Origin of the sequence: Flavobacterium sp. AJR, assembly GCF_002156885.1 — a bacterium.
GTDB lineage: Bacteria > Bacteroidota > Bacteroidia > Flavobacteriales > Flavobacteriaceae > Flavobacterium.
Genome location: NZ_NCWQ01000057.1, coordinates 12,264 through 27,761, shown reverse-complemented (window position 1 = coordinate 27,761; position 15,498 = coordinate 12,264). Strand labels below are relative to the sequence as shown.

The following is a 15,498-nucleotide window of genomic DNA, read 5'->3' as shown; positions in this document are numbered from 1 at the left end:
TCTTTGCGAAAGGAACGCGGATGATACGGATTTACAAAAGTAAAAACGCGGATTAAAAACGGATTTTTTAAAATATCATAGATAGAAAATCCGTTTTAATTGATTGTATTGTTTTAACTAGCGAGCAAACTCTTATAATATGCTTCTACATCTTTCCAATGATAATATGGTGCTTTATCTGTTTGTATAGTTGGAACAAGGATTTCTTTTTCGTGCAGAAGGAATTTTACAAGAATATCATCAGATTTTGATTTTCTGAAAAATACAATTTGTATGTTACCAGCCATAGGTGCTACTTTAAAGTTGCTCCAAGCTTCATAAAATTTAGCAGGATCTGAGATACTATTATAACTTCCGTCTAAATGAAGTAACATCGCCAACGGAATTATATTACCATCATGTGCAAAACGTAGAGTTGCTCCTTTTCCTTTAGAAGCAATTATTTTATTGGCACTTTCCAGAATATTTTTTAATGTAGGTTTTTGGTTTTCAAACATGATTCCGTTATTAAGGGCTGAGTTTGCATCGTTTACATATAAGCGATAGTTGCCACTTTGCCATAGGTCAAACAATTCCTGTTTTTCGAATAAATCATAAAATGATAGTTTTGTTTCGGTATTTTGCATCCCTCCTGCTATGGCAAATAACTTTTTCATGAGGTCGTCAGGATTTACTTTTTTAACGATATAATCAGTATCAGAAAATAGAGAATTTACCAAACGATGTGGGTTTGTATGTTTGGCTTCAAATTTTAGGAATTCTTCTTTCCATGTGTCTTTAGCAGATCTAAAAGCAATTGCTTCTTTTGTATGATAGTTTAAATACTGTTGCCATTTAATACCCGCATTTCGAGAAATTTGCAGGCTTGGATTAAGTTCTTTAATACGTTCGCTAAAAGCATCCATACTTAGTACAACACGCACAACTGTTGTGGCACTGGCTTCTACTTGAGCATCTTTTGCAAAAACTTTTGGATAATGTGCATACATACGTTCAGCGATTCCTCTTTGTTCTCTTTGTCCTAAAGGCGAAAGATCGCCACCTCTAAATTCTACTTCTGTCCAAAGTTCTTGTAATCGTTTTAGAGCATCTTTCCCTAAAGAAGATAATGCTCCATATTTATTAGCATCTTCAAATAGGTTGATTACATCTTTATAATCATTATCACTTATTAAATAACGGGAACCATGTCGCCCAAAATGACTGATATAAAATGCCTCATATCCTTTTGGTACTGGTGTATAAGCTACAATATCCTTATCTGGATAAGCATAATGTACACCAGCAGTTTTTTCGAGAGTATCAAATAATTCTTGTTGGGTAGCTTGGGCTAAAATAACAGACAAATTAGCTAGCGTAAATAATAATGATAAACGGATTTTTTTCATTTTGGTTTAGTTTTTTGCGAAGTAAATATATTGTAAATACTAGAAAATAATTGCGGTTATTTAGGTCATTAAATTATCATTAACAACCCGTTGGGAAATGTCACTAAGTTAAGGGGAAATGATAAAAAGATTTAAGATTTTTGACTAACATCCCGAAGCGTAGGGATTGATTTCAGATGTGTGAAACTGCGTAAAATATAAAATCTATTAACTTAACGACATTGCGGGATGAGAGAAAATCTGCGTTTATCTGTGTTTTCGCTTTAGCGAATCAGTGTCATCTGCGTTCCCTTATAGACAATCTTTGTCGAGAATACAAATTAGTGGTTTAATAAAATTGTGGTGCATGAAAATACACTTCGCTAAAATCGAAGCAACGAGAAATGATTAAATAAGCGGTATTGTAAGTACTATTTGACGTTATGAAAAAATTAGACTTTTTCAGCTTTTCGCAATCGCATCCAAACATATCCAAGTGCAAGAAAAACCATTGTTGCACTGGCGTACATAAGCATCGGAATGTTTGCAATTACATCCTGATACATCCATCCGGCAACAAGTGCGCCAAGACCAATTCCTGCTTCAAGGGCAATGTACATAGTTGCCATGGCTTTACCTCTATGATCTGCAAAACTCATATCGACTGTCCAGGCATTTAGTGCAGGCGAAACAATTCCTGTGGCAATTCCGTAAATTGCTGCTCCTACTAGAAGTCCGCTAATTGAGGTTGAAAATCCAACAATGATGAGTGATATTATTAAAAAGATAAGTCCGATTCCTATTAAATGTAAACGACCATATTTATCAGAAGCTTTTCCTGCTCCAAAACGAATCATTACTGATGTAATTGTAAAAACCATAAAGAATAGGCCTTTGTTGGTTATTCCTAAATGCTGACTCCAATCGGGTATTAATGTAAGTATGACTCCATATGCCATATAAGAAAGGAATGTTACTATGGCTGCTGGTAAAACTTCGACAGCAATAATATCTTTTCTGGAAATCTTTAGGATATGCAAGCTAAAACGCTGTTTGTATTTCAACGTTTCTTTCATATTCATTAAAATGACGATAGACAAAAGTGCAAAAACGGAAGATGCATAAAAAAGCATGTTCATGGATGAATATATCTTAATTGTACTTCCAATGGCTGGCCCTAATGCCATTCCGATAGAAAAACAAAGACCATGTAAACCCAACGCTTCGCCCCAACGTTCTCTAGGAACAATATCGGCAACATAAGCTGCTGTTGCTGTAGGTTTAAATCCTGTAGAAAATCCGTGAATTAGTCGCAAGAATAAAAATCCTGAAACCGTTCCTAAAATTGGATAGAGAATTCCGCAAACAAAGCATACAATTGATCCGACTGCCATAACAGGAACTCTTCCTAATGTATCAGTTAACCGACCACTGAATGGTCTTGAAATTCCGGCTGTTAATGTAAAAAGCGCAACAATTAATCCTTTATATTCTGCTCCACCCATATTACTTAAATATTCTGGAAGTTCAGGAATTAGCATATTAAAACTAGCAGAAAAGAGTAAGGAACTTAAACATACTAATCCAAACTGAAGATTATAGATTGGATGAACGGCTTTTACAGGGGAATTCATGAGGTATTTTTAGAAATGCAAAGATAGGCAAAACTCTAACCTCAAACTAACGGATAGTTGAAGAAGTTGTTATGTAAAAACAGTTTAAATTATAAGCTATTCATAAGTCTCATAATTGATATACAAAACACAATTAGGCAGTATTTCTTTCATTGTAATAACGTGTTCCAGAAGGTATTCTCTATCAATGTTTTCGGAAGAAACGTACAATTCTTTTAATTTTTGAAGGTTAAATAATCCCAGTAAATCTTCTAAATGAATTTCTGTTTTTAAGATATCTAAGTATTCTAAATCGACTAATTTATTAAGATATGGTATAGATTTGTTTGTGATCTTTTCATGCTCTCTTAAAGTAAGTTCCCGTAAGTTTTTAATGTTACTAATATGCCTTACTCCTTCATCGGTTATGAGATTAAATTTAAAATAAAGCCGATGAATAGATGGGATTCTAGATGTCATTGTAAACAAAAAGTCATCATCGAGTTCGGTATCAATAGCCTTATAACCATCTATTTCTGTTGGTATAGCAGCAAGATTTCCAATATCAAAGTTGCTTCTCCAGAAGTGTTTTTCTTTTCCTTTTAAATGCATGGCTAAATTGATTTATAGGTTATCAATGTGAAATAACTTGATTTACAATTACTGCGTTTGTTCGTTTCACTCGGAGCATTAAAATTAATTAATAGCTGTATATACTATAAAATTAATAATAAAACATTAATTATCATTGATAAGAAAAGAATTAAAGTTGCCCAGACATAATTACTATATTTAAAGTATTATATGTAATCATGCTAACCAAATTAATCCTAATGTTTTCATAATTTGTACGTTTCTATAACCGTTTAAAAAGTTAAAAATACTTATATTTACTTTTTTGGTGATAAAACCCGATTACACGAATAGTAAATTTGAGTAGGTTAAGCCGATTAATTTTAAGCAGTCAAGATGGAACAAAATACCATATCAATAGCATCATTACCTTTAGAGGATAATCCTATACCGAATAATAAAATAATAAAAGCTGATTTATTACCCAATCCAGAATCCAGGTTAGATTCTATGGAAATGAAGGAAACACCTCTTTATGATTCTAGCATTCCGTATAGAGATTTAACGGATGTTGCTAGTAAAAAAGAAAGTATTGCCCGACTGATAGATAAATTAGATGTTGAAAAAAATGTTAGATATCAAAGAACTGTAGAAGATACTTATTGTAATGTGTACTCCTACGATTATTGTTATTTTTCTAAAGTTTATCTTCCTACGGTTTGGTGGACTGATGAAGCTCTGGATAAAATATTGAACGGACAAGATGTGGAAGCTGTTTTTGAGCAAACCGTAGATCGCATTTATTCTAGTGCAATACACGACTGGTTTTTACAATGGGGAGCCAGTTTTGGTTGGAAAAGAATGTTTTCTGTTGATGAAATTCAGGAAAAAGTAAATACAAATGGTGGAATCGGAATGATTTGTGCCAAAAGAAGAGAAAAAGGACTGTCTGGACATATAGTTCCTGTTGTTCCCGAAACAGATTTACATAAGGCATATCGTGAGAATGATGTGGTAGTGTATCCGCTGCAATCACAAGCAGGAAAGCTAAATTATAATTACTTTTCTGAGGTTAGAAAAGATTGGTGGAATGATGAGTTATATTCCTCTTATGTGTTTTATTACCATGAATAAAAAAACTTTTGCACTTTATTTTTAAATCCAAAAAAAGCATATTGATTTTCAATATGTTAACAACTTGGAAATGATAAAACAATTCACTACTTTTGCAACTTAGAAAATACTAGGAATAGCAAAAGTTGTAATTAAGCTATCCTTATGCTTAAATTATTGATATAAAAGTGATTAATAACAATAGTAATTTTATAACCTTATTATAAAATTTTAGTTTTTTTTCAATTCATCAGTCGCTACAAGTACAAAAAATCTAAAATATATTTTCCTATATTTTTAAAAGTAAACGAAAACTTTTATAATGGAGGCAACAATGATGCTCAATCCGTTACAAGGTTTCTTGTGTCTAATTTAAACTGATTAGACTCTTGTTTGCGGATAAAAAGTATCATCTTAAAAAAAGTATTATCAACCATAAAAAAGAAAATTAGTATAAATGAAAGACAATCAGACAAAAAAATATTATTGGGGAATTGGATTAGAAAACGAAACCTATTTGCAATTTGAAGACCCCCTAATAGTTTCTGGTGAATTTATACAAGAAAAAATTGGATTTGAGAAATACAGTATTGATTATAGAAAATGCTATAAACCAGAAAGCCTGGCTCCTATTTTAAAAAAAGCTTTTGGATTAAATGAAAGCTATAAAGTAAGCCGAATGATGAATAGTCATTCTCTGGAAAAACTTGATATAAACTATCAACACAAAACATTATCACCAATAAAGCCATTAATTGATACTGAAAATGGTGAGGTGATCGCAGAACCACTTGATAATCCTGATTATCTTGGAAAATCTATCATGGAACTTTTCCTTGAGGATCAACCGTACAATATTCAGAGTATGATTACCCAAAGAAACAAAACAATGGGTTCTGTTCATTTTGACGGTGATTCTATCGAATTTGTAACTAAATATTTTGAAAACAGAACAATAGCCGATTCGTGCAAAGAACTAAAAGCTACCAAAAAGTTATTCATTGATAAAATTAATGAATCACGTGTATTAAACGGAAAATTAAACTTTCCGGATTATAACAATGGTCTTAATATGTTTATGACCAATCAGGAAAATTTGGTTTTGTTTAATAACGGAACGTACCATTTTCATATTACTTTGCCTTCATTAACAGAAGATAGCAGAATTGTAGATTATAATGAATTTGAAAAAACACATGCCAATGCTATTTATTTGTTGCAATGGTTTGAGCCATTTTTTATAGCTACTCTTGGAAGTCCTGATATTATGGGGGTGATAAGTGATACTTATAGCATGGACAAAAAATTTACTTTGGGTTCTATGCGCAATGCAATGTCTCGATATATAGGTGTAGGAACTTATAATAAAGCAATGCCAAAGGGAAAAATTCTGACCTATAAAGTAGATGATTTTAGAAAATTACTAAAATTTGAAAAAGAAGAAAATGTTTGGTGGCGTGATCAGGTTGAAGCTGATATGGAATATGAAATGCTTTCGGAAGTTGGTCTTGATTTTAATCAGGAAAAAATGTACCAAAGTGGTTTTGAATTCAGAAGTTTTGATGAGTTTCCAGCGCAGTACTTAAATGATGTTCTTTTTTCTATAATTTTAATTTGTGAGCATTCTTTAAACTTACCCGATGTACAATGGGGACATGATAGTAAAGCATGGAATAATCTAGTTTTTAGAACTTTAAAAACGGGTTATTTAACTGAAATTAATGAAGATGAAAAGAATGAAGTTTTAAATTTATTGCAAGTATTAAATCCTGCTGATAGTAATTATAATATGCTAAAAGCTGAATTTGATGCTATCATAATGTTAGATGAATTCTTCTTTAAAATTTTGGCTGTCTTACATGATAAATACAAAGACAATAATGTTTGCTTGGATTCTATGTACGGACAAAAAACAAACTTCCCTCCTAAATGGGATAACTTTAATAAATACCAAACAGAGAAACATTTAAAACAAATAGGTTCTTTCTGTGAGAATTAAAAATTCTTAAGAAGTTTTAAAAAAAATCATACAACGTCATAAAATTATGGTATTGTATGATTTTTTTTTGACTCCTACTATTTTATAAGTACGCTTTTATACTTAGCTATATCTTTTAAGACAGTTCCGGTACCAATAACCACGGCTCTTAACGGATCTTCTGCAATATATACTGGTAAATCGGTCTTCTGAGATATTCTTTTATCAAGACCGCGTAACATTGCGCCTCCTCCTGCCAGATATAATCCGGTATTATAAATGTCGGCAGAAAGTTCTGGTGGTGTTAATGAAAGTGTTACCATTATTGCATCTTCAATTCTTTGTATTGATTTATCCAATGCTTTTGCAATCTCCCTATAGCTTACTTTTATTTCTTTTGGTTTCCCTGTAAGTAAATCTCTTCCACGAACCAACATATCATCAGGAGCTTCCTCAAGTTCTTCCATTGCAGCGCCAACCTCGATTTTTATCATCTCTGCAGAAGCATCTCCGATATACAAATTATGTTGTGTTCTCATATAATACAAGATATCATTGGTAAAAACATCTCCTGCAATTTTTATCGATTTGTCACAAATTATTCCTCCAAGTGCAATAACTGCAATTTCGGTGGTTCCTCCGCCGATATCAACAATAAGATTTCCCTTTGGGAGCATCACATCTAAACCAATTCCGATGGCAGCAGCCATAGGCTCATGAATTAAAAATACTTCTTTCCCGTTTACCCGTTCACAGGATTCTTTTACGGCTCTCATTTCGACCTCGGTAATACCACTCGGAATACACACAACCATTCGTAATGCGGGAGTGAAAAAACTTTTCTTTAGTTCAGGTATATTTTTTATAAACCAACTAATCATTTTTTCAGAGGCATCAAAATCGGCAATAACCCCATCCTTAAGTGGTCGGATTGTTTTAATATTTTCGTGTGTCTTTCCCTGCATTAAACTGGCTTCCTTGCCTACAGCGATAATTTTTCCGTTTCTAATATCTCTGGCTACAATAGAAGGACTGTCAACAACGATTTTTCCGTTATATATTATTAAAGTATTAGCTGTTCCTAAATCCATAGCTATCTCCACCATCATAAAATCAAATAAGCCCATAATATTGTTTTGTTTAAGAACGGTTATTGTTGCGGCTTTATTTTCTGCAAAAAATAAAATTCAAATGCGGCAATTAAATATGTTTAAGGATGGAATCTAGTTAAAAGGCACTAAATCATTCTTATACTAAGGTAGAACAAAAGATATGATTATTATGATGATTTGTTTTTATTAAATTATTTAATATTTTCTTAGTGTTAATTATCAAATTTTTTGTAAGGATTGGTTTATACTCATGATTTACAGGGGTATCTATCTGCCAATTTAAAGCATTAAGTTACATAGTTAGATTCATGAAATTAATATTACAGCAAAAAAATAACCATAATAAGAGAAGTAAGGTCATTTAAGTTTACGCCGATTAGGAGTACTTATATTCACTTATTTTTTCCTATTATGGTTAAAAGATTTTTATTGTATTCGCTAAAAATTTTAGCAATACTTAAATAAATTTCCAGCAACACTTACAGTACTTTATCTATACAGCAAAATAAATTATTTTATTGGATAGCCAGTTTGCTTTTAGTGGTGAGCATGTTTATCATGATTATCGCCTGTAGCTTTAGGACCTTCAGAAACATTTACTGTAAAATCTGCTGTATGAAGTTTACCATCTATTTTAAACTGTACCCACATTCTATAAATACCCGCTTTTTTAACTTGAGTCTCTGCGTAAATTGGGAAGTTTTTATCAGATATTGGATGAATATGCAGGAAGTCTTTAGTTTCTTTAGCAACCATTACAATATGAGCGCTTGCTCCAAGATACTGTTCAATATCTTTCTCCTCTAGTTTCTTACCCCCTTTTTCTACAGTAAATTTTAGTAACTGACCTCTGTCTGTTTTTAAATCATTTCCGTTAGTTAATGTAACTGTATAATTATCAACTTTAGATACTAGTTTTTCTGTTGCCGTTTTTGGTATATCCAAAGGAGTTCCTTTTACTTCAACTTCCATCATTTTGACGTTACCAGACGCACCAACTGGTTTGTAATCGGTAAATAATAAATATTTGCCTCCACCCGGAAATGTCTCGGAAACACTATAAGTACCATCAGCTTGTTCTTTTGGGTGTATATGATCAAACCATGTTAATTCTTCATTCATAACCAAAAGATGCATCTTCATTTCGTGTACTACATCCATTGTTACATTTTTACCATCTTCGGTAACTGAGATTGATAGATTTGTTGGTTTTCCAGCCTGAATTACTTCAGGATTACTAGATAACTTAACATCAAAAAACCTATCTTTCTTTGCTGCTGAAGGTTCTAATTCCATTCCGCATTTTGAACATTTTTCTCCTTTTTTTCCTGTTACTTCAGGATGCATAGGGCAAACATAATTAGCTTCTTCATTAGCGTGCTGATGTATATCCATATCTGATGTGTTTTGTTTCTTTCCTGTATTATTACAAGCGGATAGCATAGCAATAGATGCTGTTCCGAGCAATAAAATTTTTAGTTTATTCATACTATTTTTAATTATTTTAAAGGCTTTATTACCAGTTACAAAGTTCTATGTTTCTTAGAATCTAATCATTACACTTTTTCTAGTTTTATTTGTGACATTTACAGATAATGGATTGCGAACAAAAAAATATCTTATAAATATTGCAACGGTTTTAACCGCTGGAGCGCAATGTATTATCATAATTCGTATCGCATGGTTGAAACCGTGCGCTATGATTAAAATAGAATTTAAGAACTAAAAAGAAAGAGCCCGATATGGTATCGAGCTCTTTCCAAACTGCATAACTGTAATAATATTGACTTTTTGCTTTTAACCTCTTTTGGAATAAGGTGTATTTACAATACTAAACAGATAAAGGTTCCGCTTTAAAACCTTTACTTTTGATGATAGCAACGATTTCGTCTTCTGTTGCTCCTTCTGATTGCACTGTAAGGATTTTGTCGGCATTATCAGTGTCTACATTCCATTCGCCAATACCTTGGGCATTGTCTAAATCAGATTTTACTTTTGCTACACATCCACCACAATTAAGGGTTGTTTTAAATTGAAGATTTTTATTTTCCATTTTAATTGATACTTTAATAATTATTTGATACCACAAATTTCCGTCCATAATGCCTCAATACGTTTACAATATTCCTTATTTGATTTGTGATATTTACTGATTAAGGGAGATCTTATATCTTCTTTAAAATTTCATCTTTTGAATTCTAACAGCATTTAGTATAGCCAATAGCGCAACTCCTACATCGGCAAATACAGCTTCCCACATGGTAGCAAGTCCGCCTGCTCCGAGTATAAGTACAATGGCTTTTATAGAAAATGCCAGTATGATGTTTTGCCAGACTATTTTTTTGGTTTGTTTACCAATATTTATTGCCATTGCAATTTTTGATGGCATATCATCTTGGATTACCACATCGGCAGTTTCTATGGCTGCATCACTTCCTAGACCTCCCATTGCAATTCCTGCATCACTCAGAGCAATTACTGGAGCATCGTTTACACCATCGCCCACAAAAGCTACACTACCATTACTGGCTTTGATTTCTTTTACTTTATTCACTTTGTCTTCTGGTAGTAAATCTCCGTAAGCATTATCTATTCCTAATTGTTTGGCAACGTGATCTACAACAGCACTTTTATCACCGCTGAGCATAGTAACTTTTATATTCATACTATGTAACTTATCGATTGCTTTTTTTGCATCAACTTTAATGCTGTCTGAGATTGTCAGATAGCCTACAAATTTCCCATCGTAAGCAATAGCAATAACCGTGTACACAATGTTTGCTGTGTTGGCATCATGACTGATATTGAATTTATCAAGTAACTTAAAATTACCAACAAGCAATTCTTTTCCGTTTACAGTCGATTTTAGTCCGTGTCCGGCTATTTCTTCCGTCCCTACTAAATTGATGGTATTGTCTATCTCGCCAACATAGTCATGAATGGCAGTTGCGACAGGATGTGTGCTTTGACTTTCGAGCGCATTGACCATTTTAAGGATTTCGTCTTTATTAAACTCGGGTTTTATAATTACTTCCTGAACTTTAAAAACGCCTTCGGTCATTGTTCCTGTTTTATCAATTACAACATTCTGAATATTGGCAAGAATATCCAAAAAGTTAGAACCTTTAAATAATATACCATTATGACTTGCTGCTCCAATACCTCCAAAATAACCTAAAGGAATAGAAATTACCAAGGCACAAGGACAAGAAATAACTAAGAATACTAATGCTCTGTACAACCACTCACTAAAGACATAATTATCTACAAATATTGCTGGCAACAACGTAATAGCTATAGAAAGCAATACGATAATAGGTGTGTATACTTTGGCAAACTTACGAATGAACAATTCCGTAGGTGCTTTTTGGGCCGTTGCATTCTGTACCAGCTCCAATATTTTACTAAGTTTACTATCCGAATAGGCTGTGGTTACTCTTACTAAACTTATAGTGCTACCGTTAATCATACCTGCCAATACAGTTTCGCCTTTAGATTTCGTGTCGGGTTTACTTTCTCCCGTGAGGGCAGCAGTGTTAAATGAGGTACTTTCCGAAACCAGTTCGCCGTCTAGTCCTAATTTTTCTCCTGGTTTTAGCTGAATGAGATCTCCTATTCTTGCATCCTCAGCTTTTATAATAACCGTTTTATTTTCTTTGAGTATAGTAACTTCATCTGGGCGTTGATCCAGTAGTGATTTTATATTTCCTTTGGCACGAGATACAGCAAGTGTTTGGAACACCTCGCCTACTGCATAAAACAACATAACAGCTACAGCTTCGGGATATTCGCCTATGGCAAAAGCACCAAGTGTGGCAATAACCATAAGAAAGAATTCTGAAAAGAAATCTTTGTAGCGTATACTCTCAATCGCTTCTTTAATAACCGGTAACCCAACAGGAATATAAGCTATGATGTACCATGCTAATTTTACCCAGCCAGTAAACCAAGGTTGCAGAAAATAATTATCCAAAGCTATTGCAATTAACAATAACGAGAGAGATATAATGGCAGGCAAAAATAACTGAAATGCCGTTTTGCCTTCGAGGTCGTGGCTATGATCATGATCGTGTCCGTGACTATGGTCATGCGCATGATTATGATCTTTTTTAGTAATATCGCACTGATGTGGGTGCACCTCTTTTTTTTGAGGTTTTACATGATTATCCGTGGTGCAGCATTGCTTTGACATATCTAATAGTTTTTAATTCTATGGCAAAGTTATCAGTCTGTTTTGGGAACCTGGTTGCAATTTATACTTCTGAAATCAAAAATCGTTAGTCAAAAATCTGAAATCAATTTTATTAAGTTAAGGAAAAATATATAATCTTGTATAGAATAAATTTATCGGAAAAACGCAAATTTTTTACAAACATCAATTATTCACGCGGTTGCATTTCTAGCCCTGATAGAAGGGAAAATCCTTTTTTATTGTTTTTCTCAATAAAAAAGATTTGGAATGATAGCAGGAAATAGCTCCTAAAAATCTTTAGAGAATAAATTATTTACTGATTGTCGGGCAATTCAAGGCCTGAAATAATGGACTTTCTAATGATATAAATACTTGTTTATTCTTGAGATAATCTAAAAGAATTTGGAGCAATTTTCGCAAATTCCTTTCATTACAAAATTGACGCTTTCTAATAAAAACTTTTCAGGAAGTTGGATGGGTGGAATAGATATGCTTTCGAGACAATAGGTATTATGGCAACGGTTACAATTAAAATGAACGTGTAATTCTCCAACGGTACACATACAGGTTTCATTACAAATTGAATATTTCATTGAACCAGAACCGTCGTCAATGTTATGAATAAGTAAGTTTTCATGAAACAAAGTCAAGGTTCTAAAAATGGTCGATTTATTTACGGTTTCTAATTCCGTTTCCAGATCTGTCAGGCTAAAAGTTTTTTTAAATTCAGTCATTGTTTTAAATATCAATAACCGTATTGATGTTGGCTTTATATTCCTGTTCAATAATCTTTTTTCTAAGCTTTCCATTTTTATATTTTATTTAGGCTTCTATTACAAATTTAAGAAAATAGCGAACGATACTAATATTACAAATAATGTATATAACCAATCTCTGGTAAGTACATACAATTATCGCAAGTGTCATATTCGATAGTTGCTTTAGCCGGTTGTTCAAAATTGGCTTTTAAAAAAGCATCTGAGAACAAAGCATACGGCGGAAATTTGGCAATATGATTTTTAAGCATTTTGTGAGCTTCTACAACAGGCGTTCCATAAAGTTTCTCAAATCTGCCAATTTTATATTTAGTAAAAGTACCATAATGCACAATGATTTTTAATGATAAAGGAATTTCCATTGCAAGTTGTTGTGATAGTCTGGCTATTTCTTTTTTGAAGTTGTTGTACATTACTTCAATTTGAGTTAATGTAGTACCAAACGACGGTATTTTGTGGTATTTGTAAAATAATATGGCATCACCTTCAATCTCCGAAACTTCTAAGGATAATGTGTTGCTGTCTATTATTGATTTTAGCAGACTTTCGGTTATGTATTTACCGATAAACATATTGGTATTTATTACAAAATCTGTAAAACCAGATATGTCTGGAATCATCACCATTCCTGTTTTATATTGTGCAGTATCATTTTTCATAATTCGGATTACAGCTGGGCTGATTACTATTATTAATTACCAACTGTATATCCCGCCTTTTTAATAGCATCTATAAGATTTTCTGCAGCATCATTGTCTTCTACAGAAGCGGCTAGTTTTCCAGCCTCTATTTTTTGAATTTGAATTCCATCTATATCTTTGATAACAGTATTTACTCTAGCCTGACAATGTTCACTTTTCATATCAGGTATATTTAATATTATATTTTCCATTTTGCTTTATTTTATTATACAAATTTCAGAATTGTACCACTGTTTTTCATGGTGTAATTCCTTGTTTGATTTATAATATTTACTGATTGATTGAAGAAGGTTCAGAGGTTCTGAGAGGCAAAGGTGCAAAGGTTTTCCTGTAGAGACGCACCGCAGTGTGTCTTAAAGAATGTGTTTATGAAGGTTCTGAGATTCTGAGAGGCAAAGGTTCAAAGGTTTTCCTGTAGAGACGCACCGCAGTGTGTCTTAAAGAATGTATTTATGAAGGTTCTGAGAGGCAAAGGCGCAAAGGTTTCTTGCGTACCGCAGATTTATAGAAAATTATTTTCCAAAAAAAAGACCCCATTATTAATCAACTTCCAAACTATTAAAGAAGAGGATTGAAAATGAGGTCAAAAAAATGGTTTGTTTTAAGAATTTATAAAGCTTGCTTCTTGAATAGCTACTTATTGTTTAAGTGTTTTGATAGAAAAAGTTGCTATGATTGCGGCAATCGCACATATAACTGCTGCTGATAAAAAAGCGGTCTGGAAACCTGAATTTAATGCCGCAATATCAGTTTCACCCATTGCTTTGAGCGTATTTGTTTTTGCGGCCGAAATAGCTACAACAATACCCAGTCCTAAAGCCGAACCTACTTGATAACTTGTATTAACCAAGCCAGAAGCAAGTCCCATTTCTTCGGGTTTGGCGCCAGACATTGAAGCAATAGTTCCCGGAATATAGGCTAATGACATACCAAGTCCTCCCAATAAAGATGCAGGCAAGACATTGATTAGGAATGTTCCGTCAGGCGGAATGGTACTAAAAAGAAGAAGTGATCCTGTAAGAGCGATTAATCCAGCTATTAGATTTGCTTTAAAACCAAACTTAGCAACCAACTTTCCTGTAACACCAACCATCAAAAACATGATAGCAATTGTCATTGGTAATAGAGCCAGTCCGCTATTAAAGGCAGAATAATTCAGCGTTTGCTGTAAATAAAGATTCAGGAAAAACCATAACGGAATCCATCCTGCGGCCATTAAAGCCATTACTAGATTACCTCCCGAAAGATTAGGAACTCTAAAAATGCTCATAGGTACTAATGGTTCTTTCTTCTGTTTCTGAACAATAAAGAAAATAAGAAATAATAACAAAGAAAGACCTAGTAAGCCAATGGTTTGTAAAGACTTCCACCCTGCTCCTTCTCCCGATACGATTGCATATACCATTACTACTAATGCTGTTGTGGCTAGAATTGCTCCTGCAATATCTACTTTTCCCTTGCGGGTAACACCAGCAAATAATAAACTCTTACTATATGCTAATACTATAAGTCCTACGGGAATATTAATTAGGAATATCCAATGCCAAGAAAGCCATTGAGTAATTGCTCCGCCAAGGAAAACTCCTGCAGAACCTCCCGCAGCGGCAGATGCTCCCCAAAAGCCTAATGCTTTATTGAGTTCTTTTGGGTCGGTAAATTTAGATAATACTAAAGTAAGTGCTGCCGGAGCAATAAGTGCCGAACCTAAACCTTGTAGAGCTCTTCCGGTATTAAGCGCAGCTTCAGACCATGCCACACCAGCCAAAAGTGATGCAGCGGAAAGTATAATGAATCCCCACATAAAAATTTTACGTGCACCAAACAAATCCGACAAACGCCCGCCGAGGAGTAAAAATCCTCCGAATAGGATAACGTATGCATTAAAAATCCATTGCAAACCACTTTGCGAATAGCCAAGATCTGCTTTTATTGCGGGCAAGGCTACCCCAATAATTGAGGTATCCATAATTACTAGAAATTGTGCTGTGCAAAGTAAAAAAAGTGCCGACCATCGTTTGCTATATGGTGTAGGTTTGTCTATTGGTTGTTTATTATTTTTAGTCATATTTTTAT

At 33.4% G+C, this 15,498-nt stretch carries 13 protein-coding genes; 2 read left to right on the top strand and 11 right to left on the bottom strand.

The window, feature by feature from the left end; genetic code table 11:
• Positions 1-113: 113 nt before the first annotated feature.
• From B8T70_RS15385 to B8T70_RS15375, 3 genes are all read right to left on the bottom strand, one after another.
• Positions 114-1,388, bottom strand: a complete 1,275-nt coding sequence (locus B8T70_RS15385) for a histidine-type phosphatase (RefSeq protein WP_086895398.1) — start codon at positions 1,386-1,388, stop codon at positions 114-116.
• Between the two features lie 431 nt (positions 1,389-1,819).
• Positions 1,820-3,001 carry an MFS transporter gene (locus B8T70_RS15380; protein ID WP_086895397.1) on the bottom strand — a complete coding sequence of 394 codons (1,182 nt, stop codon included), beginning with the start codon at positions 2,999-3,001 and terminating at the stop codon, positions 1,820-1,822.
• 96 nt (positions 3,002-3,097) lie between these two features.
• Positions 3,098-3,592, bottom strand: coding sequence for a hypothetical protein (locus B8T70_RS15375; protein WP_086895396.1), 495 nt, complete (start codon positions 3,590-3,592; stop codon positions 3,098-3,100).
• Between the two features lie 357 nt (positions 3,593-3,949).
• Between B8T70_RS15375 and B8T70_RS15370 the strand changes: the two genes are divergently transcribed.
• Both B8T70_RS15370 and B8T70_RS15365 read left to right on the top strand, forming a co-directional pair.
• Positions 3,950-4,687 (top strand): hypothetical protein, encoded by a 738-nt coding sequence (locus tag B8T70_RS15370; RefSeq protein ID WP_086895395.1) that lies wholly within the window; start codon positions 3,950-3,952, stop codon positions 4,685-4,687.
• 436 nt (positions 4,688-5,123) lie between these two features.
• Positions 5,124-6,665: a hypothetical protein gene (locus B8T70_RS15365; RefSeq protein ID WP_086895394.1), complete on the top strand. Its 1,542-nt coding sequence runs from the start codon at positions 5,124-5,126 to the stop codon at positions 6,663-6,665.
• Between the two features lie 77 nt (positions 6,666-6,742).
• On the opposite strand, the gene B8T70_RS15360 is transcribed toward B8T70_RS15365, so the two are convergent.
• The 8 genes from B8T70_RS15360 to B8T70_RS15325 form a co-directional block, all read right to left on the bottom strand.
• A complete protein-coding gene (locus tag B8T70_RS15360; RefSeq protein ID WP_039112085.1) occupies positions 6,743-7,771 on the bottom strand; it encodes a rod shape-determining protein in 1,029 nt (342 codons plus the stop codon).
• Positions 7,772-8,293: 522 nt separating this feature from the next.
• The gene (locus tag B8T70_RS15355; protein WP_242667495.1) at positions 8,294-9,244 is read right to left on the bottom strand and encodes a heavy metal-binding domain-containing protein; all 951 of its coding nucleotides are present in this window, start codon (positions 9,242-9,244) and stop codon (positions 8,294-8,296) included.
• A 343-nt stretch (positions 9,245-9,587) separates the two neighbouring features.
• Positions 9,588-9,809, bottom strand: coding sequence for a heavy-metal-associated domain-containing protein (locus B8T70_RS15350; protein WP_039112086.1), 222 nt, complete (start codon positions 9,807-9,809; stop codon positions 9,588-9,590).
• A gap of 123 nt (positions 9,810-9,932) precedes the next feature.
• Complete coding sequence (locus B8T70_RS15345) at positions 9,933-11,948, bottom strand: heavy metal translocating P-type ATPase (protein ID WP_086895393.1); 2,016 nt, start codon at positions 11,946-11,948, stop codon at positions 9,933-9,935.
• Between the two features lie 392 nt (positions 11,949-12,340).
• A complete protein-coding gene (locus B8T70_RS15340; protein WP_082001773.1) occupies positions 12,341-12,757 on the bottom strand; it encodes a Fur family transcriptional regulator in 417 nt (138 codons plus the stop codon).
• A 59-nt stretch (positions 12,758-12,816) separates the two neighbouring features.
• Positions 12,817-13,383, bottom strand: a complete 567-nt coding sequence (locus B8T70_RS15335; protein ID WP_086895392.1) for a DUF2652 domain-containing protein — start codon at positions 13,381-13,383, stop codon at positions 12,817-12,819.
• A gap of 32 nt (positions 13,384-13,415) precedes the next feature.
• The gene (locus B8T70_RS15330; protein ID WP_086895391.1) at positions 13,416-13,616 is read right to left on the bottom strand and encodes a heavy-metal-associated domain-containing protein; all 201 of its coding nucleotides are present in this window, start codon (positions 13,614-13,616) and stop codon (positions 13,416-13,418) included.
• Positions 13,617-14,062: 446 nt separating this feature from the next.
• Positions 14,063-15,490, bottom strand: a complete 1,428-nt coding sequence (locus tag B8T70_RS15325) for an MFS transporter (RefSeq protein ID WP_086895390.1) — start codon at positions 15,488-15,490, stop codon at positions 14,063-14,065.
• Positions 15,491-15,498: the final 8 nt, after the last annotated feature.